The 20461-nt window shown below is 46.0% G+C and carries 18 protein-coding genes and 1 pseudogene; 9 read left to right on the forward strand and 10 right to left on the reverse strand.

The genetic code is table 11. The annotated features are described in order from the left end of the window. The first annotated feature begins 39 nt into the window (after window positions 1-39). The 3 genes from UNDKW_RS00285 (at window position 40) to UNDKW_RS00295 (ending at window position 3926) form a co-directional block, all read left to right on the forward strand. Window positions 40-744 (forward strand): TnsA endonuclease N-terminal domain-containing protein, encoded by a 705-nt coding sequence (locus tag UNDKW_RS00285; protein ID WP_162057103.1) that lies wholly within the window; start codon window positions 40-42, stop codon window positions 742-744. After that, window positions 734-2491 (forward strand): Mu transposase C-terminal domain-containing protein, encoded by a 1758-nt coding sequence (locus UNDKW_RS00290; RefSeq protein ID WP_232063180.1) that lies wholly within the window; start codon window positions 734-736, stop codon window positions 2489-2491. The genes UNDKW_RS00285 and UNDKW_RS00290 overlap by 11 nt, the downstream gene beginning before the upstream one ends. Window positions 2492-2687: 196 nt before the next feature. After that, the gene (locus UNDKW_RS00295; protein WP_162057104.1) at window positions 2688-3926 is read left to right on the forward strand and encodes a hypothetical protein; all 1239 of its coding nucleotides are present in this window, start codon (window positions 2688-2690) and stop codon (window positions 3924-3926) included. A 168-nt stretch (window positions 3927-4094) separates the two neighbouring features. Here the strand turns inward: UNDKW_RS00295 and UNDKW_RS00300 are convergent, their stop codons facing one another. Both UNDKW_RS00300 and UNDKW_RS00305 read right to left on the reverse strand, forming a co-directional pair. Next, window positions 4095-5096 carry an iron-containing redox enzyme family protein gene (locus tag UNDKW_RS00300; RefSeq protein WP_162057105.1) on the reverse strand — a complete coding sequence of 334 codons (1002 nt, stop codon included), beginning with the start codon at window positions 5094-5096 and terminating at the stop codon, window positions 4095-4097. A gap of 59 nt (window positions 5097-5155) precedes the next feature. Next, a complete protein-coding gene (locus tag UNDKW_RS00305; RefSeq protein ID WP_162057106.1) occupies window positions 5156-5347 on the reverse strand; it encodes a hypothetical protein in 192 nt (63 codons plus the stop codon). A gap of 1124 nt (window positions 5348-6471) precedes the next feature. On the opposite strand from UNDKW_RS00305, the gene UNDKW_RS00310 reads away from it, so the two are divergent. Then, window positions 6472-6714 carry a hypothetical protein gene (locus UNDKW_RS00310; RefSeq protein WP_162057107.1) on the forward strand — a complete coding sequence of 81 codons (243 nt, stop codon included), beginning with the start codon at window positions 6472-6474 and terminating at the stop codon, window positions 6712-6714. Window positions 6715-6904: 190 nt separating this feature from the next. Further along, window positions 6905-8410 carry an FRG domain-containing protein gene (locus UNDKW_RS00315; protein ID WP_162057108.1) on the forward strand — a complete coding sequence of 502 codons (1506 nt, stop codon included), beginning with the start codon at window positions 6905-6907 and terminating at the stop codon, window positions 8408-8410. Between the two features lie 249 nt (window positions 8411-8659). Here UNDKW_RS00315 and UNDKW_RS00320 read toward each other — a convergent pair whose 3' ends face one another. From UNDKW_RS00320 to UNDKW_RS00340, 5 genes are all read right to left on the reverse strand, one after another. Next, the gene (locus tag UNDKW_RS00320; RefSeq protein WP_162057109.1) at window positions 8660-8869 is read right to left on the reverse strand and encodes a hypothetical protein; all 210 of its coding nucleotides are present in this window, start codon (window positions 8867-8869) and stop codon (window positions 8660-8662) included. Between the two features lie 426 nt (window positions 8870-9295). Then, on the reverse strand, window positions 9296-11116 hold the full coding sequence (locus tag UNDKW_RS00325; RefSeq protein ID WP_162057110.1) for a DEAD/DEAH box helicase: 1821 nt from the start codon (window positions 11114-11116) through the stop codon (window positions 9296-9298). Between the two features lie 386 nt (window positions 11117-11502). Continuing rightward, complete coding sequence (locus UNDKW_RS00330) at window positions 11503-11751, reverse strand: hypothetical protein (RefSeq protein ID WP_162057111.1); 249 nt, start codon at window positions 11749-11751, stop codon at window positions 11503-11505. Window positions 11752-12338: 587 nt separating this feature from the next. Beyond that, window positions 12339-12635: a hypothetical protein gene (locus UNDKW_RS00335; protein WP_162057112.1), complete on the reverse strand. Its 297-nt coding sequence runs from the start codon at window positions 12633-12635 to the stop codon at window positions 12339-12341. Between the two features lie 151 nt (window positions 12636-12786). Then, window positions 12787-13038 carry a hypothetical protein gene (locus tag UNDKW_RS00340; protein ID WP_162057113.1) on the reverse strand — a complete coding sequence of 84 codons (252 nt, stop codon included), beginning with the start codon at window positions 13036-13038 and terminating at the stop codon, window positions 12787-12789. Between the two features lie 684 nt (window positions 13039-13722). Between UNDKW_RS00340 and UNDKW_RS00345 the strand changes: the two genes are divergently transcribed. Both UNDKW_RS00345 and UNDKW_RS00350 read left to right on the forward strand, forming a co-directional pair. Continuing rightward, window positions 13723-15357 carry an ATP-dependent endonuclease gene (locus UNDKW_RS00345; RefSeq protein ID WP_162057114.1) on the forward strand — a complete coding sequence of 545 codons (1635 nt, stop codon included), beginning with the start codon at window positions 13723-13725 and terminating at the stop codon, window positions 15355-15357. Window positions 15358-15516: 159 nt separating this feature from the next. Then, window positions 15517-15741: a hypothetical protein gene (locus tag UNDKW_RS00350; RefSeq protein WP_162057115.1), complete on the forward strand. Its 225-nt coding sequence runs from the start codon at window positions 15517-15519 to the stop codon at window positions 15739-15741. Window positions 15742-15827: 86 nt separating this feature from the next. Here UNDKW_RS00350 and UNDKW_RS00355 read toward each other — a convergent pair whose 3' ends face one another. From UNDKW_RS00355 to UNDKW_RS00365, 3 genes and pseudogenes are all read right to left on the reverse strand, one after another. Then, window positions 15828-17666: a hypothetical protein gene (locus UNDKW_RS00355; protein WP_162057116.1), complete on the reverse strand. Its 1839-nt coding sequence runs from the start codon at window positions 17664-17666 to the stop codon at window positions 15828-15830. A 91-nt stretch (window positions 17667-17757) separates the two neighbouring features. Continuing rightward, window positions 17758-18627: pseudogene (locus tag UNDKW_RS00360) on the reverse strand (YifB family Mg chelatase-like AAA ATPase); the annotation flags it as partial. Window positions 18628-18653: 26 nt separating this feature from the next. Beyond that, the gene (locus tag UNDKW_RS00365) at window positions 18654-18896 is read right to left on the reverse strand and encodes an accessory factor UbiK family protein (protein ID WP_162057118.1); all 243 of its coding nucleotides are present in this window, start codon (window positions 18894-18896) and stop codon (window positions 18654-18656) included. A 447-nt stretch (window positions 18897-19343) separates the two neighbouring features. Between UNDKW_RS00365 and UNDKW_RS00370 the strand changes: the two genes are divergently transcribed. Both UNDKW_RS00370 and UNDKW_RS00375 read left to right on the forward strand, forming a co-directional pair. Then, entirely contained in the window at window positions 19344-20102 is a 759-nt protein-coding gene (locus tag UNDKW_RS00370) for a TorF family putative porin (protein ID WP_162057119.1), read from the forward strand. Between the two features lie 14 nt (window positions 20103-20116). After that, the gene (locus tag UNDKW_RS00375) at window positions 20117-20455 is read left to right on the forward strand and encodes a P-II family nitrogen regulator (RefSeq protein ID WP_110254759.1); all 339 of its coding nucleotides are present in this window, start codon (window positions 20117-20119) and stop codon (window positions 20453-20455) included. The last annotated feature ends 6 nt before the right edge of the window (window positions 20456-20461 follow it).

Here is a 20461-nt window from a genome sequence, read left to right on the forward strand (position 1 = left end):
GCGATGTATTTCATAAAAATACCTGCGACGAGGTGCTAATTGGACAGAATTAACTGCAACGCGTTAGAAATCCCCCAACAAACCAGGAAAATTCGCCCTACACGACGGAGCGTTTCTGGCATTTTTTCATTCAGGGGCCAGGTATCAATTCCATTTGAATCCACCCTGGAACGGGATTTTCTCGTCAGAAAAGAATTTAGCCAAATTGTTCTGGAAGTAATTCCCCAGCCAGTTCAGATTCCTTTCGTCGCGGGCAATGGTCGGATGTATACCTACACTCCAGACTTCCTGGTTTATTTCCGTGCTAGTGATTATGCATGGGGTGAATGCCTGAAACCTCTACTTGTAGAAGTTAAGCCAAGGGAAGTGCTGCGGGCAGACTGGAAGGACATGAAACCAAAATTTAGCGCCGCGCTTCGCTATGCTAAGGAGCAAGGCTGGGATTTTCGCATTCAAGACGAATCTCGCATTAGGGATCAGGTGTTTGAAAACATCATGTTCTTGAGGCGATACAAAAAGATGGAATTTCCCCGTGAAGAAACGCAATGGATACTGGAAAACCTTCGCGATATGGGCCAAGCACCATTTCAGTACCTATTGGGCAGGCACTTTAGCGGCAGTACGGAAACCGCAGTAGGCATATCTCATCTCTGGCACATGCTTGCAACAGGCTTACTGGAATGTGACCTGACTCTGCGATTAAATAATGATGTCGTTCTCTGGGTAGCTCGCCATGGAAAATAATGATGAAACCGTCGAAATGTCGATCGGTGTGACACTCAACCGTCAAAAGCTGGACCTTCGGCCTGGTGCCCACGTCTCGTTGAATGGGCTGATACATCGAATAGTCCAAGTATTGGATTTTGACACTGTTGTCGGGGTAGAGGTCGAAAGCGGCCGCAGCCGCTCACTCCGTATCGGAGAATTGTCACCTGTCACCGATGCCAGTCTAGAATTACAGGCAGTGGCATCCTACGATATGGAAGATATTGCTGATACAGACTGGAAAATTGCTGAGCAGCGATACGCGGCAATAAAACCCCTGTTGTCAGACCCGAATTGCGGGCGGACGATCATTTCAGAACGTGCAGCCGAAGTTGGGGTAGATACGGCGACGCTTTATCGATGGTTGCGCCGTTATCAAAGTCTCGGCGTTGTTTCTGCATTGATCCCAAGAAAGCGTGGCTGGAAGGCAGGTGGATTGCGCATATCTAAGGATGCAGAAGATCTCATCCAGAAGGTATTGCAGGACACCTATCTAACGAACCAACGCTCATCACCACAAAAAGTCATCCTGGAAGTAATGAGGCGATGCCAGATCGGCCATATTGAACCGCCACATCCAAATACTGTCCGTGCCAGGATAAGTGCACTTGGCGAAAAACAGCGATTGTTTGGACGCGGATTCAAAGAAAAGGCAAAAAACAAGTTTATGCCTGCCGCTGGCCGATTCCCTAATGCCGACTATCCACTGGCGGTTGTCCAGATTGACCATACCCCGGCTGATATCATCCTGGTCGATGATATATATAGAAAACCAATCGGGAGACCTTGGATAACTGTAGCAATTGACGTATTTAGCCGTATGATCGTTGGTTATTATCTTTCGTTTGATCCACCTAGCGAAACCTCTGTAGCGATGTGCGTAGCCCATGCGGTTTTGCCTAAAGATGAGTGGCTGGCGCTGCACAAAGTGGACGCCAGGTGGGATGTATGGGGCATCATGGATAAAATCCATACTGACAATGGCGCTGACTTCCGTTCAGATAATTTCACGCAGTCCTGCCTCATGCACAATATCGATCTAGAGTTTCGTCCGGTCAAACAACCACGGTACGGCGGACATATTGAAAGAATGCTTGGCACTCTGCTTCGTGAAATTCATGACTTACCAGGTACGACCTTTTCTTCGATTAAAGATCGTGAGGGCTACGATTCAGAAAAGCATGCTGCAATGACGAAATCTGAATTTGAAACCTGGCTCGTTACCCTGATTTGCAAGGTATATCATCAGCGTCTTCATACTGGTATCGGTATGACACCTGCGAGGAAATGGGAAATTGGGATGTTTGGAAATGCAGAGACCTCCGGTCGCGGCTTGCCACCACGGCCAACAGACAGGCTGGCTCTGCTGCTCGATTTTTTGCCAAACTTTAAACGAACCATCCAGACTTACGGTGTTGCCATTGATGGCCTTAGGTACTATGCAGATGTATTGCGGACCTGGATCAACGCATCAGATCCGAATGATCATTCCAAAAAGCGGGAATTTATTTTCCGACGTGATCCACGAGACATCAGCGCTGTGTGGTTCTACGACCCTGATCTGAAGCAGTATTTCAAAGTACCGTTTGCCAATCAGGCTTTGCCGTCCATGAGCATATGGGAATATAACCAAGCAAGTGACGCTGCGCGCAAAGAGGGAATGAAACCTGCCATATCAATGCGCTTCAATACTGGCTACCCCAAGAATTTGTTGCAAGCTGCGTAAGTCTTCAGTCAGATATCGACACGGTATTCTAGTGCCGTCCATTCAGTCTCAGTAAACATGGATGATGAGTTTTGTGAAAAATTTATATTCACCCCTAGCGACTGATGCAGGGCATACACGTAGCTGAACTGAAGAAAAAATCGATGTTTGTTAAGTAAATATAATCAGCACTTGTGAGACACCTAAGGAGGACCCTTTGGCCCATTCAGACTACCTATTCACCTTCAACTCCTGGAGTGCAGTTGAGGATAATCAAAGGCGGCAGATGACGAGTGAAATCGAAAAGATGGATCCTGACCGCCTATTAAATACTTCTGTGGACGATCTGGCCGGATATTTTGCTGAGAAGTTTCAGATAGAAGTCGCAAAGGTCGACGAAGAAAATTTGGTTGTCGATCAGCGAGAAAAAGATATTGATGTCAGTAGAGATCCACTGAGGTACATCAGTGATCGCACCAGGCCTTTCTATATTACCGGTTCGGAAATCGAAGTGGAAATTCCCTTTACTGGTGAGGCAGATACGTTGATGGTCCAGCCGAGCACTTTCACTTTGAACCCACCCCGCGCATCTATCCGCGGAAACAAAATAATTTTCTCAATAGTGGGTACAAATCTGGAAGCTACTCAGGTTAAAAGCGAGATTGATGGTACTGTCAAAAACATTCAGACCTATTTATCAAATCTTCGTATTAATTTTTCTGGATTGAATTCGCAGCTTTTTGGGGAAGCGCGGCGAATTATTGAGGCCCGGCGAAACAAGCTACTATCAAATCGCAACACAGTCGCTGCGTTGGGTTTCAAGATGAAAGAGCGGCCAAACGTTCCTAAGACCTACCTACCTGCAGAGATACGCAAGAAAATCACTCCTGTAATGCCTAAGGCATCTTCAGCACCATTTAGGCCAGAACCAGTGCTTGGGCAAATGGACTACGACCACATTCTTGGCATCATGCAAGGCATGGCACAGGTTATGGAATTGAGTCCATCAGCTTTCCATGATGTAAATGAAGAAGCATTGCGTTCCCATTTCCTTGTCCAGCTCAACGGACACTACCAAGGACAAGCAACTGGCGAAACCTTTAACTATGAAGGCAAGACCGATATTTTGATCCGCTCTGAAGGTCGAAATATTTTCATCGCTGAGTGCAAAGTTTGGTCGGGACCGAAGAAGCTGGCTGAGACGATAGACCAGCTGCTTGGATACAGTTCTTGGCGAGACACAAAAACTGCGGTGGTTGTATTTAATCGAAATCGTGACTTTTCAAGAGTTTTAACAGCTATACCAGATTCCGTTCGAGGGCACCCTCAGTATAAGCGTGATATGCCTGGTTCCACAGAAACAGTCTTCCGTTATGTCTTCGCCAATCGAGATGATCCGAACCGTGAGTTGTACCTCACAGTTATGGCATTTGATGTGCCTACCTCACAAATATAAAAAAGGCCCTATGAAGTGGGTTATCCATCCTTTTCATTGGGACTCTGCGGCCACGTTTGCTATTGGAAAAATGTTACCCGTACGAATGAGATATACGTGGCAGTTGGCAACCAAATGGCAAATTTGCGAGTGGCTTGAAAGAGTGCTCGAACCCTATATTTACTTTACTCACAAGCAAAAATAATCGACTTTAGGCCGAGGTATGTAATTGGATATATCTTCGTAATACGCCAGAATATGATCATGATATTGGTCAAAAGAATGCTTCAAATCATGCATATAGTTTACTGCTTCATGAGCTACAGTCGTTGGAATTTCGTCAGTGTCCCTAACATACTCACTTAAAAGTGAAGTATGCCCTGCACTAATATCTGCCCGGAAATGCGTAATGAAAAGGTCAGCACTTTCCTTTGGAATTTCGTACAGTTCACAAATGGCGCGAAATTCAGTTTCTGCTTGATCTGCGTCTGCAGCCCTTGCTTCGAAAAGACTTGTGCAAGCTATATATGCCAACGAACTGTGACGACCTATTTCACACAGCATATTTGTTAATGAAATAGTCCCGATAGTTGGGTGTGCTGTTGCTAAATGTTCGTTCGGAACACCTATTTTCATTAGGGCCTGTTTAAAGATATGAGAATGATCGTGCTCTTCAGAAAGGTATCTCGCAAGGATCTTTTGTGCACGAGGATCCGATGCGTGGGCAATTGCTGTCGAAATATGTCGAGCAGCCGAGCCAACATAGTGAAATGATTCGATGAAGAGCCCAATTGCCACCGCTCTCGTGGTGGTACCAGAACTCAGTTTAGTAAATAGACGATGATATCCAATTTGGCGAGCCCACATTGTTGAAGTCGCCGAAATTTGCTCGATGAAATCACGTCCAGAAATATAGTTAGAAGGTTGAGATGAATTACTCAAAAGCTTCATTTCTTTAAATTGAGTTACTACCTCAAGAACCTCATTTATAGTTAAATTCTGAATATTGGCAATTTCGCCAATTGTTCTTCGACCGTCAAACATCGACTTTAGAGCCAATAGCTTTTTATAATTTTCAGGTGTAGTTTCAACAGAGAAATAATCTGTTCCAACTACTATAGTTAACGAGTCAGAATTTTCCGTTTTAATAAGCGTGCAATGACGAAGGCGAGGTTTGAAGTCGAAATCCATAGATATCTTTCATGAAAAGAGCCGACAAATAATGCCGGCTCTATAAAAGTAAAACTAGTTCATCCACACATCACAACGTCAACAACCTTAGAAGAAATACCCGGATTTTTATCTATACGGGTAACTTGTACTTTCAGCTTCTTGTCATCGGCAGTTCGGATGGTCGCGTGATAATCGTTTTCGATATCATCGACCTCAACTAAATTAACTTTGGTTCCGCGTTTTACCTGAATCTCGATATCATTTGCCATTTCGTTTTCGCCTTAAAAAGTTTCGAAAAAGGGGCTGGAGTGAGAAAGGTTGCACAAGATTATCCCCAATTAAGCTTGCAACTTTATTATGCATTAACTTGTGAGGTTATGCACCTGATAATTTACATTTCGACATCGCCCGTCTTAGGTTGACCATCAGCAATGACAGAATTGAAGTTCTTCCGCAACAGGTAAAAAAATGGTTTTTTGGATTTTCATCACGCAGCAGCTATTGGGGACTTCGATGCTTTCTTTGCCGAACGTCCATGGAGCGCAATGATTAAAAGGCCAGACGTATCTTTACACAAAAGATACGGGCGCTATGTAGGGACAACAACTGAAGACGTTATTGAATACCTGGAATCAAGTTTTTAAGCTTGCGTATTCAGACTGCATGGTTACCTTGCGAGGGAGATTCACTTGTGTTCTGCATTTGGTTTTTAATTGGAATTAAACCTATACCTAAATTTCATAAATAAATAAAAAGCCCTGCTCCTTGTCTTCAGTTCACCCAGCAAATGCAACAAATCAACCTGTCGCATCGCAATCAGATGTTGCACATTATTCTGACTCTGCCACCGCACCCAAACAATTCAACCAGGGACGCACCATAAATTTCCCGCCGAAAAGCGCATTGCCAGACAGATCGCTGACACTAAATTGCTGGATCGCCCTGACTGCTTGGAAGTGCAAGACAACATCCTGTTTCATTCCACCAATGTTGTTAAGTCCTAGACCGACAACTGCTTGTTAGCTAGGTGTCCCTTCACAGGTCATGTCATAGGTGGCCGGGTTTTCGGCAGGGAGGTCAGACAGCTCAAAGGAAGATTTTTCGATATGCTAAGTAGTTAAGTTATTTAAGCAACTATTTGATAATTATTAAAAAATCTATTTGTATGTATAATTAATTTCAGTTGGAAACGAGTATATTTATGCAAAAAGATAAATAGTTGGAGTAAATGAGTCTGACCAAAACTCTTATTTCTCGAAGTTGAAACGATGGAGCTGGAGTGCTACATCAATAAATAAAACCTTCGATTTAATTTCCCTATCAGTATCAGATTCACCTCACCAAATTTTAGAACCTCGACCAGTTTAACGCTGGCAATAACTATGGAGTAAATATGGCAAACACCAATGATACGATTCCTTTTTCAAATATTCGTGATGCCCTTACCAGCATTGAATCATTTAGAAGTGTCTATGCTAGTTCAATCCCGTCTGTAGAACATGCTAAGACGGTCGTCGATCGGCTTCGTGCGTTAGCGACTTCCGTATCACAGACCAATCCACATGCTGCAGCGTTATACGACAGTACGGCCACAGGAATCGAGCTATATATAGGATTAAAACCGCTGCCAGAATGACTTACGATTGAGGCATTTGAATGCCAAAAAATGGAGAATTGCCTCGTAATGAAGATTGCGACTAATAGATTGTGGATTACTACGCTCGTTCTGTCTAAATCGGGCCTTGATTTGGCAGGGTAAGTTGTATTGTTACTCACACAAACTACTAAACATCGTAGTAATTGTTTTTTGAAGGGAAAAGGCAAGGATGGAACGATACATCGTCAATAATGTGGAAGAAGCTGTCGAGATGGCCCTTCAGTTCAAAAAAGACGGGCAGTACGACTGGTTCCGGGGGCAATTACAGGCCAACTGGATGCCAGCAACTTCGATGGAGCGTGCCGTTCAGCGAGGCGAGCCGCAGGAGGTTATAACACAAAGGATCAGGCGCTTTGTGGGGTGGGCACAATCCGAGCCATCAGTCAGATACCTAGCCGACCCTGCCAATTGCGATCAGTTGATGGCAATACTTCAACACTATGGATTCCCAACCTGTTACGTCGATTTCAGCACCGAACCTGGAATTGCGGGCTTCTTTGCTTCTGATTGCAAGGATCCACCGGCCCCGGGGACCGTCTCTGCAATCTTTTGTTTAGATACGGCAGATTTACGTAGCTTCTACGATAAGTACATAACACCGCACACTAAGCAGGGACAACAAAAGTTAGAAATCGATCTTATTTCGGTAAACGTAGATAATTTGTGGCGACTCCAAGCTCAGGCTGGGCACTTTGTGTATACCAACCACAATTGGTACCATTTCTATGACCTAGATCGGATAGAATTTCCTTGGTCAGGTTATCCATCGTTCCCGCCGAAAAATTCAATCTATCCTGAGCACCAGAGTGCTTTAGAGCAGCTTCTAAACAACTATTTCGAAGACGAACGTCGTGCCTTAAACCATAAGCTATTTATACAAGAGCAAATCGAGCGAGCGTCGCTCGGTCAATCGATGGTCAAGCACTTATTTGTCAGATCGGATGGATATGACGCCGGAAAGTATGATACTCCACCTGGAGAGCTGCCGAGTTGGAGTGAAGAGGCTCTGAAACCTTGGTTCGAAACGCCTGCAGAAATTTTCTACGAGGTGGTGGGCATTCAACAAACCATTACCTTGCGAGACGGCCCCAACGTTCCTCCACCAAGCGCACAACTTGCTTATGGCATTTCTACTGCGATGCGCCAAGACACTTCACTTCGTCTGCGTGCAGTCCAATGGAAGTTACAGGGCTTACCGGAGGCCGTGGATCATGAACGGATTGAGAGGTTAGTGCGTGAAGCATGGAATGGCATGCGCCGACTTCCCTACACAGATGATGACATAGCCGCAGCCTTCGGCGCTCTACTTGAACTGTGCGCGCAGCCTGGCTGCCTGTCGTCGAGCGGGGCCGAAGTTCATCAGGCTTTCAAAAATTGGTGTGGCGACGCTATGGAGGTTGAATTTGGGGCAAGTGACACCGGTTCGCGAGGGTACTGTTCCGCGATGCGCTTGTATGGAGCGATTGACCCGGCCTGGGCTAAAGGGCTATCTTCGGGAGTAGTATTCAGCAATGCGAGAGCTGCATTTATGCTTTGTCATGAACCTAAGCGGATGATGGATTTCCCAGCCTTTGCCAGCCTATTCGGACGAGAACTGATACCTTCGCAGTTGGCTCGTGGAAGATCTTTGATTCATTTCAATCCTGCTAGACTGGATGCTTTTGGACTGCCTTGAATCAAAAATTGGTGGAAACTACAACATCTTCAGGTTGCTATTCAAATTGTAGCTTGAAGACCTATCAAAGCACTTAATTTGTGAAATAGGAGGTGCTCATCGGCTGCGCATGAAACAATTTTTTTGACAAGATATTGTTTCAAAGCCGTAGCCGGTGAGTTACAGCCCTCAACGTGATCCAGGAATTCAATGAGCGTAAAGACTTGATAAAATCCACGTAGGTTACGCTATCCAATCTGGTTTTCTAAATTATCTTCCCTCTCGCAATTTTGCTAGCCTGGCTTTCTCATGCCTCTTAACACTTTGATCCTCGTAGACTACGGCAACTTCTTTGCAGTAGTTATCAGTAGCGGTTTTACCTGTTGATTTACAAGATTTGAAAGCAGTTTCAAGCTGTTCAAAAGTCAGCTTTTCAACAGGCCCTTTTGCCGCTTCGCAACCTACGGTCAACAAAAACATAGTGCTTGCCAATAGTTGTCTCGATTAATGTGGATTGGATATGAAACCATGATTTTTAATTGCGAAAAGACAACTAATCTCTGGCAGCTCAAGACACGTTAAATAATAGTTTTGTCGGGCGCTTTTGACTACGAAGCTAGTAGCAACAACATGGTTATTTGTGCCCATCCCCTCGAAAAGGTCAAATTGTTGCAATCGCGCTACCAATGATCCTATACAACTAAGGGCACCATCTTTTGGAGCTCTGTAAGCTTCTGAATATCCCGCCCAATGATATTTTTCGCGCACGTTAGGCAGTAGTGATCCCAGCTTCGGCCGTTCCGCACCTTCAGGCGCACATCCCCTTTCTCTATCCGGTGCTTGGCGCTGGCTTGGCAATTGTGGGCCTTGCCTGCGGTATCTACCGCGACTTGCGTGATTAGCGATTTAATTGCCATTGAATACCTCGGTTATGGCGTTCGCGACGATGGTAGCAAAGCCTTGGTCTATCTGGTCTAGCTCAGTTCGTGAGAACTCATGCCGCTGACCGGTACCGTGACCAACGGTTACGTTAATCTGGCGGTCGATGGCCGCTTTCATTACGATGAGGTTACTCCGTCCCAAGCGGTTCCTGTCGAGTTCGCTGGTTTGCGGGTTGACTCCTCTTTCATTGAGGATTCGTGCAGCTTCGGTGCGCACGCGCATGTCGAGCCCGCCTCGCATCGCCTGGCGCTCGCGCGCTCTGGTGGTCGGTATCGGCTGCAAGGTCTGATACGCGGCCGCAAACTCGGCCGCAACCTGTTCCGCTGTATAGCCGAGCTCCTGAAACCGGCGGAGGGCGGCTATAACAGCGTCGTCCTGCAACAGGGGAATTTCTTCGAGCAAAACCTCGGACTGGCCGCGCACTTCCACGCCAGACGGATCGTGCGGAATGGGCTCGATTTCACGCTCGCCAGGGTGGTCGTTCGGATCGACGCCCTCCACAGGCAAGAGCTGGTCGAAATAGTCGCGGTCGGCTTCGCTGTAGGTTTGAAAATCTGTCCACCGGCTTGCGATGTTCGCCCCGGCGTGGAAGACCACGACGCCCTGGTTCATCACATGGCCGGGGGCATTTTGTACTATAACTCGCATGATGCGACCGACGAATTGGACGAAGGGCGACAGATTGCTAAAAATGCTGAATACGGCCGCGACCGAAAGGAACGGATGGTCGAATCCCTCGCCAAGCTTGCGCACCTGGACGATCACATCGAGCTGGTGGTTTTCAAGCCGTTGCATGACAGCTAGGTTGGCGGGGGCATTCTCTCGCGAATGCACGTAACCAGCCCGCAGGCCGCGTGCGTGGTAGGCCTCGACCACTTGCCGACAGTGTTCGTAGTTGAGGGCCGACGCTATGATTTTCAGGCGATTGTCCCCGGTTTCTGTACGTAGCCTATTTATCTCGCGGATAGATGCGTCCACGATGGTATTAAGCGTTTCGGCGGACGTAACTATGCTGCGGCGGAAATCTGCCTCTTCCTCGCCAAGCCGCCGCACCTCGTCGAGCCCGACCTCGATTTCCTGGCCATCGTCTCGACGCACATAGCGAAGCGTGCGCGGGTTCAGTTGCACGGCTTTGAGGCGCTTAACGTAGCCTTCCTGGATGGCACGGAAGATAGGGTAGGAGTACAGGACGCGCCCTTCCATGACCTGCCCGTCGGCCCGTATCGGCGTGGCACTGAAATTGACGATGCTCGCGGCCGGGAACTGTGCCTTGAGAACCATCCAGCTTTCGGCGACCCCGTGGTGTCCCTCGTCGAACAAAATCACATCGAAAAAGTCGGCGGGGAGGTCTTGCAACCAACGGTTTTCCTCGCCACCCTGGAGCTGTTGAATGTTGGTGATGACGACGTGTGCCTCCTCGAGGTCTGCCCGGTTGGTTGTGTTGCCTCGGATTTCGACGGGCTCCGGGTAGGGCGCTCCGGCCAGTACCGCGCATTTTTGGTAGAACATCCCGGAATTGGATGGGTCGAAGTCCTTGGCGAGTTGCTGGGCGATGGAAACGCCAGGCGCGACAACCAGCGCACGGCGCGCACGGAACGCGAAGGGAGCTATGGTGATACAACCCGATTTTCCGCATCCGACTGGAAGGACGATGGCGACCTCGCGCTCGGCATTGTCCCGCACTGTGGCGTATTCGCTCAAAGCGAGGTAAGCTTCGCGCTGCGGCGTGCGGATAAGTGGGTTGTTTTCGATGTGTGGCTGCCGATTCTGGAACGGGTTTGTCATGGATGCCTTATAAGTGGTTGTGGACTTGAAGCCTCGTATTCAGGCACTCACGTTGAACATTGCAATTCTAACGGCCGCTGGACGGGCTGAATGTTTGTAAGATACGCCGAATTCCATTCAATGCAAGTGTCCGGCATGGCGCACAGCAACGAAAAAGTTATGGACGCTTCGCGATAACTTTTACCTTTTAGAGGGGATGGACATAAAAAAACCAACATCTGGCGCAACGTGAATTTTGATCGTTCAATCTTCCTTTTTGAGACTTGATTTACTGGCACACCAAGTTTTTCGGCGACTTGTATCATCAACGATTCCTCGCACCCTAGAGTATCTTCGCTTTGAAATGATCACTACAGCCTGTTGGTAATTCCATTGATGTTGTTTTCTTATTTAAAATCCTGGTGTATTCTTGCAACAATTGCATCAAGCGATTCATCGACATTTTTGCGTACCACTTTATCTTGGAGAGTTTTATTCACTGCTGTTCGAAGAATTCCATTCAACGACGGAGCGTTAACCAGAATTTCCCAAAGGCCTTCAATCTGAAGATTTTCAATAACTGAGATAAAGTCAGCGTAGTCTTGATATGAAGGTACCTGACCACCTAATAACGCAAAAAAACGATGTTCGTCCATTTAAATTTCTCCGATTAAATGTCATATATTGATTTTATATACACGATGTACGTCGCGTTGCTATAACGCCCCATGAAAGTGGAGTCACCAGAACATATTGTTGTTTCAAACATTTCCTATAGGTATGGTTCCTAAACATTTTCGTTCAGCAAATATGCCAAAGCAAAGACCTAAATGCTCTCAATGTCAAAGCGGCTTCTTACTACGGTTGCGAAGGTGCTGCGCGGGCTTATCTTTAGCCTAAACTAATGAACAGACGTTAATTGAGAACGAGCGACTTTCACCGAATCGTGTACTAAGGTCATGAGATAGACTATATGTGCGCCACCTTTTACTAATCTGAACTCGATCATGAGCATCACGTAACTCTGCCCGAACAAGCCATGCGCATTTTTCTGACTCATTATCCACCATAGGCATATCTATTCGCTCCTTAAACACAACAAGAACCGGACCTCTATCTGGATGCGATTCGGCCCATGCTTGAATTGGTGCAAAAGTAAGGTTTCTTTTTGTTGTGCCATGTTTATAGAAAGCATGTGCCGCATTAACTAGCAAATAAAGTCCTTGTGACATAGTTTCCTCAATCAATCGTGATCATTGAGATGGTCAACAGCTGCAGCTATACGGGCGTCCATACCGTCTGGTACAAAGCGTGAATGAATACGCTCAACAAATCCAATTTCAGCCTTTTTAGACACAAGTACCAACGCCAAATCTAAGCCATCGGCTGTTACGATTAGCTTGCCATTCGGCGCACGTTCCGCTTTGAAGCCTGAAAACTCACACACTTGCTCAACAGCTTCAACAAGACCAGCCACATTTGGAGCATCGCAGGGATCAGCAGCATCCAGCCACTCATCAAAATCAAACGTTTTTTCCATTATTTTTCCCTTCACTTTGTCACGAACTCTAATAATTTCATATTGAGCTTACCGATTGCATGGAAATCACTCGTCTTCCCAGCTAAGACGAGTTGGGATGCATAATAGAACTCTTGTAGTTATTGCGGATTTTCATCGTTGTATTGGGCATTTAATCATTCCAATCGAGGCGCATGTACCATCCCTTGCGTGCGGTGTGTTGCCAAAGCGAAGAGCTGTATCGGCCGTCTCCACTATAAAACTTCACCTCTGCATTAAAGCCTTCCTTACTTGCTTCGATATGATACGAAGGGTTAAAATCGCTTTTTGGTAGCTTGTCGATGAGTTCTCCGTAGAGAGCGACCACACGGACTCGCAAGTCCTCACTAATAATTTCTGGTATTGGTATAAATTTCTTAGCCATTTCTATTTGTCCTAGGAGGCATTTAGATTAATTAGATCCGCCACTACCTGCAGGCGCCCGAAAAGGACCACCTACAGATTTAAATCTGGCCCGTTCATTCTGGGTTTCACTAGTGACTTCCCTACCGTTCCTTTCCGACGCAGCTTCCTGTTTACGTGCAATTCCCGCTATCGCCTAAGGCAGAGGCTGCTATTATTCAAATTATTATATCGATAAGATATAGTTACTTTAGATGAATTTTTGAAAACAATTGTTAATGCATATTTGTCATGTTGACGTTGCATTTCTCACTGGATAAAGTGACTTGGCAATATCGAACGCATCCAAGATTGGCATGCCATCTTGATGGTAAGCCCGCGGCACTCTGCATCAATCCGGTCTTTGCCAAAGGGCCAACCTATGGGGTGGTAAACATACTGTAAGTAATGGTGGAACATATTCAAACGGAAAAGGATCGTCTCACAAAGGCGATATCTATAAGAATACGAAAACCGGAAATAAATATGGGACGCATAAGTAGTAGCTTGGAAAAGCTGCAAATCTCTAAGCGAGGTGAGTATTGAAGATTTCTGACCGTTATTACATTACTGACAGTAAACATTCGATCGGTGGTGTTAAATTTTCAGTAGCTTAATTTTTGCCAGATCAAGAGAATTCAAAAATTAACCAGCTAATGAGAGACATATGGCTACGTCAACTATCGGGTCTAGAAAATTAACTTTAAGAAATTTCCGCTGCTTCGATTGGAATCATCCCGCAGAACTAATTTTTGATAACGGCTTTACAGCAATAGTTGGGCCGAACAATTCCGGAAAATCATCTGCACTCCGTGCTGTATATGAGTTGCGACCGCAGTTAGCGAGCATTGAGCAACTCTTCTCTGCCAATGCAAACTTCAATCCAAGTCTGGGCTATCTCGGTGCGGTAGACGCTTTTGAGCTTGCAAATGATAAAAATCAAACTAAATTTGAGTACGAATTAGATATTTCGATCTATGGGAATATGTTTATCGACAGTAGGTATATTGTTAATAAGATTGTCGTTGAATGTGACTTGGTTAGATCGACAAGTAAAGCAACCAAAATAGTCGCCACAAATATTTCTGGAAGTTCGATTGCCTTAAACTATGCTGAAATCGTCCAAGGTGGCGTATTTCTCGAAGGTAGTCTAATTAAGTACCCGACGAGTACTGAACTTTTCAGTTTTGCAGAAATATTTAGCTTTGCACGTGATTTGGGAGGTTCCAGATATTTTCCTGCATTTCGTAATGCAATAAATGAAGGTGCCGGCAACTATTACGACATACCTGTGGGGAATGCAATGGTTCAAGCTTGGAATCATTGGAAAGCTGGCCCATCAAAAAAAAGCCAAAGAGCTATCATGCAAGCCGAAGGTGAGATAGCTAGGTTGCTGAACTTCAAATCTCTGCAGATAAATGCTGATAATTCAGTTAAATCATTGAATGTGACTATTGATGGTATGCCACATAAACTTCATGAGATTGGCGCAGGAGTAGCACAGCTAATTATTGTTCTTGCTGCTGCCGTAGTTGCAAGTCCGAAGTATATTTTGATTGACGAACCTGAACTAAGCCTTCATCCAAGTTTGCAGTTAAATTTTCTTGCTACTCTTGCTTCATACGCGGAATTTGGTATTCTATTTTCTACCCATTCAATCGGCTTGGCCAGGAGCGCTGCTGAGCGGATTATGGTTACGCAAAAACTGCCTGATGGCGGCGCAACAATGGAACCACTAGGGGAACAAAGAATTAATTACTCAGAATGGTTAGGGGAACTGAGTTATTCAAGCCGACTGGCTTTGGGATGTGAGGGTCTTCTATTAGTTGAAGGTTCTACTGATGTTTTGTTTTTTCAGGAATTTCTCAGGAAGACAAAAAAAGATCATAAATATGTGGTCATGCAGTTGGGCGGCTCATCGCTCATAAACAGCAAGATCGCCCCGCATTTGACCGAGATTACCAGGTTAATTGACGCATCTAAAATATACATTTTTATTGATAGCGAAAAGAAAAGTGCAGATGAAGCACTGGCTAATGATCGACAGTTGTTTATTGAAGAGTGTGAGAAGGTTGGCGTTGTCGCAAGGGCATCGGAACGGCGAGCTACTGAAAATTATTTTGAGAAAAAAGGAATAGCTGCCGCGTTGGGAGATGAATATCAACCTCTTAGTGAATATCAATTACTTAAAGAATCTGTGAAACCTTGGAAGAAAGCTGATAATTGGAAAATTGCGCGGCACACTCAATTTTCAGATATTGAAACTACTGATTTAGGCAGATTCATAGCAAGCCTTCCTTAATAACTTTGAAGGTTAAATAATTGGTAGTGAATATCCTGACGCTGGCGGGAAAAATAATGACTAACGATTCAATTTTTCATAAAAGACGGCGCTTAATCATTTCATGTCAATTATTATCGTACCTTGTGGAATGACACAATATTTAGGAAGTTATTGATTATGAAAGTTCGTAAGGCTGCCAAGCGCCGTCAAAAGAAACGCATATTTAAACAGCCGCAGGCCATCAACTCAGAAGATGTGGCCGTGCGATACGCTGAAAAAATAGCGAAAGCAGCTGCATATGTTCAGGAAAGACTGCGTCAAACTTCTACAGCTAATGTTGGCAAAAAACTCCTTGTCAATGAACCAGAAAATGGCATCCTTGCTGGCTTCCGCCCCAAATAAAATGATGAGAACTGTGGACTAAAATCCGAGTTTCAGGAATATCGATTGGTAAGAAATCTTTGTTACAAGTATTGCGATTGCCAAAATTATTTAACAGATTTTGCTAGACGAACTGATGCTGGATCTTCTGGAATATTTACCCTCATCATTGAAAGTGCTCGTTTGACAAATCGTTCCTGAGGTTGCTTTTCTCCAGCTGCAGGTTTGTGAGGAACGGCAAAGGTTGTACCTTGACCAGAAAATGCAAAATTTCCGAATACGCCAGATGTGTAACGGAGTTCATCAAGGAGACGATTTACCCGTTCAAAAATGCTTTCTTGTCTTGCAAGTGTGAAAACTAGTCCTTTGAATGACTCTTCACCCGCACGTTCTTTTTCACCCTCTTTTCGAATTGTTCGTTGTCTTCGTTGAATTTCAAAAAAGTACACATGGCCGACAGGCGTGAGAATACGAGCAACCAATATCCCTCTAACTTTCCCTTTTTTTCTGTCCAGATAAAGCCAGTTCGGGTCCTTGATGTCACGCGAATCTAGCTCCTCCTGCGTGAATAATGCAAAGCCTGGAAGAAACGTAGGCAAAGGAACTTCAGAAAAGTTGCCATTTGGCTCCAGGTACTCAACTTTCCGTATAATGTCTGGGTGGTGTTTGTTCAAAAACTTCAGCATTTTCCATACATCTATGAGAGTCCCAAAGGACTCCATTGCGGTATTTGAACTAAAAGAGCCGTAACCTACACCCTTTCCGGTACCAGATTTTTCGTCACCAGAATATTTATCTGGTTCTGGTGCATCCGTACGGTTTTTCGGACCGTTGATATTAGTTGTTGATCGATAAATATCTTTTATAAATCTTGGCGTTCCAAGTAGTTCATATTCTGGGTCTTCAATATCAATGCTTGCGGATCCATGGTCAGGCATTTCAGAACTAGTGACGTTTACAATTTCAGCAGTCGGCATGATTTTACGAGGGTGAACCCCATCCCACGCACCACCATTTTTCAGAGCACCTGGTAATGGGCCGGTCTTGTTGGTATTTTCACGGTCCCTGTATACCGGCACCCCATCAGGCTCGCTCCCGCCTAATACGTGGAGTCCCAAAAATTTTTTTCTCCCTTCAAGCCAGATTCCACGTACCTTTAACCTCGCAGGACCCTTAAACCATGGACCAGCTTTAGCAAACACTCGATCGCTCCCCATAGTGCCTTGCCCTACCTCCAATTCTGCCCAGATTTGCTGGGATTGTCGCCGTGCATAACGGTCGTACTCCAAGTGAGCTAGCAATACCGCGTCTCCATTGACAGTCCGCTTTGCCATATTTATGGTCCATGTTCCTGGAATTGCTGGCTCCACTAGGGGGAGCAGTAGCTCTGGTTTAGCTTTTTCCCAAGCGTAGGTAGCAAGAACGCGCTGCACGTGTTTTGATCGGCCATAGCAGCGAGAGAAGAATTCAAGACAAGGTAAGAGAAGTCCTGCTGGGTCGTTACTGAATTTGAATTGGAGTAACTGGGTCTTATCATGACCATAAATTCCATGCAGATCGTAAGCACCATCTGGAATTAATTTTGGACGACCCTCTGCGACGTTTTCGGCAAGGGAATTGTAGCGCCAGCCATCAACGTTAAAATCAAGTTGGAAAGTTTCGACATTAAGTCTAATTTGGTACTGACAGATTCTTTTATGCCAGATAGTGCCAATTTTAAATTGAGCCAGTTCCGTAAGAGCTATTTTTTTATGAACAAAGTCACCAAGTTCATCATTGGGACCAAGAATACGGAAACACACTAGCACTTTAGGTTGATGGTCACCTTGCTTGCCTTTGATTAAAGCCACATACCACCAAGTTAAAAGGTGCTTTTCACTATGGTCTTTAAAGTCTACTTCAGTGATATGAGGTACCAAGGGGGTACGAACGACTTTTAATTTCATGCCACGATTCCTCCTGGCAATAAATATAACTTCTTGCAAGGATTTTGTCGCAGCTATTTTGCTAATGTCGCATTAATTTATGTATTTCACAACCTCCACCTACTAATGCAACCGCAGATGCTGTGTGATGCGGTGCCCTGTAGGGTCTCGCCTTCCATTTCTCTATGGAAAAACCGGAAGTCAGGGACTGCACTGCTGCGGATTCCAGTGCTTCCTGATCGGTCATGGTTGGCAAAATACCGGGGAAGCGGGCTGCCAGCATCGATTTGCCGGTGCCAGGCGGCCCCATCAGAAGTACCGAATGGGAGCCTGCTGCAGCTACTTCAAGTGCGCGTTTTGCCTGTAACTGGCCTTTGACTTCCGCAAAGTCAGCATATGTGGGGCGACTGGGTCTGGAGGCTGGCCGGTGACGCGCCAGTCTTTGTTCACCATCGACACCAGCGAAGTGAGCGCATACCTGTAGCAGCGAATCAGCGGGATAAATCGCAGCATCGCTGACCAGCGCCGCTTCATCGGCGTTCGCGCGTGGCAAAATAAAGGCGGGTTCCTGTGCCGAGTGCCACTGGCTTTTGCAGATCGCAAACGTCATTGCCAGTGCGCCGCGTATCGGCCGCAGTTCGCCTGACAGTGATAACTCTCCGGCAAACTCATATTGTTCCAGTGCATCTCCAGGGATTTGCCCGGATGCCGCCAGAATACCCAGCGCGATAGGCAAATCGAAGCGGCCAGATTCCTTAGGCAAATCAGCGGGCGCCAAATTCACTGTGATGCGCTTGTTCGGGAACTCAAAGCGGGCATTTTGCAGGGCGGCCCTGACCCTGTCCTTGGATTCCTTGACTTCGGTTTCGGGCAGGCCAACGATAGTGAAGGCGGGCAGGCCATTGGCCAGATGCACTTCCACAGTCACCTGTGGCGCATCCATGCCATTCAGGGCGCGGCTTTTGAGTACGGCTAAGGACATGCGGTCTGCGGTTTAGTTGTCTTTTTTTAGTCGGCTTTTGGTGGTGCTTCGAGCGCGGCCACGCGTGCCTCCAGGGCTTCGAGCTTGGCGCGCGTCTTGGCCAGCACTTGTGCCTGGATATCAAATTCTTCGCGCGTCACCAGGTCTAGCTTGGAAAAACCCTGGCTCATCATGGCCTTGACATTCTTTTCTATGTCCTTGGCTGGCGAGTTTTCGATTGCCTGGCTGATCTTGGCCTGCATGTCATTAAAGAAATTTTGCTTGTCCATTTTTATCCTCTATCTTGTAAATGCACATCTTTGGTGCAAATCATGCGTTGCCACTTTTTTGTGCGAATTTGTTCTTGCCCGCAATTGGTGCGTAAAGCTGTTTTTTTGCTTGCAAATTTACCTATGTGACAATGATAGCGCATCTTGCCCAAGCTGCTACTGGTATTGCAGCGCAATATAAAAATCAGGCTGGGCTCAGGGTTTATCGGGCTGTACGCATATTAATACACTCTGGGCGCCGTGCCTTGTCTCCAATTCAATGATGGGTTGATCCTGGTTGGCACGACTCCTGCTAACAGAGAAGGGAAATAAGAATTTAAGAGTTTGCCTGATGCAAGTAGTGGGTACGCAAATGGTCATAAGTGTCAATGCGTGCCGCTATGAGCTGAGCACAGATTCTGTCCAGGGTTCAATCTAATCAAATCTTAATCAATAGGGGGAAGCGCAATGAAAAAACTAGTAATCGCCGCTGCTGTAGTCACAACATTCTTTGGTGGTTTTGCCCAGGCAGAAGATGCCAAGCCAGAAGCTAAGCCAGACAATGAGGTCAGCTTCAATATTGGTGTGGTCAGCGAATACCGCTATCGTGCAATTGCGCAATCGCGTCTTGATCCTGCTTTGCAGGGAGGTGCAGATTACGTGCACAACCCCAGTGGCTTTTATGCTGGCACATGGTTATCTACGATTAAATGGACCAAGGATGCAGGCGGTGGTGGCGATCTTGAATGGGATATCTATGCCGGTAAAAAAGGCGAAATCACCAAGGATGTATCTTATGACGTCGGCGTCCTGACTTACATATACCCTTCCAATGGTCTGAACAAGGTAGCCGGTTTTGCTGATGCCAACACGACAGAAATCTACGGCCAGGTAGGCATGGGCCCAGCTTATATCAAGTATTCACACTCCGTCACTAACCTGTTCGGCTTTGTCGACAGCAAGAACAGTGGTTACCTGGACCTGGGTGCAAACATTGAGTTGCCTGAGGGTTATACGCTGGCCCTGCATGCTGGCCACCAAACAGTCAAGAACAATGGTGCCTATTCTTATTCCGATTGGAAAATCGGCGTGAATAAAGAGTTTTTTGGTGTGAATTTTGGTATCGCAGCGCTGGGTACGAATGCTGAGAAAAAACTGTATGTCACACCAGCAGGCAAGTTCACAGGCAAAACGACACTGGTATTGTCTGCAGTTAAAACATTCTAATATTCGAGGCGAGCATGAAACTGATTACCGCAATTATCAAGCCTTTTAAGCTGGATGAGGTCCGCGAGGCTTTATCTACCATAGGCGTACAAGGGATTACCGTGACCGAGGTGAAGGGCTTTGGTCGTCAGAAAGGTCACACCGAACTGTACCGTGGTGCCGAGTATGTAGTTGATTTCCTGCCCAAGACAAAAATTGAAGCTGCCGTGGATGATGCGATAGTTGATCGCGCCATCGAAGCAATAGAAACCGCAGCCCGTACTGGCAAGATCGGTGACGGTAAGATTTTTGTCTATGACTTGCAACAAGTTGTGCGTATCCGTACCGGTGAAACCGGTAACGACGCACTCTGATAGCTA

This window comes from Undibacterium sp. KW1 (assembly GCF_009937955.1).
Classification (GTDB): domain Bacteria; phylum Pseudomonadota; class Gammaproteobacteria; order Burkholderiales; family Burkholderiaceae_D; genus Undibacterium.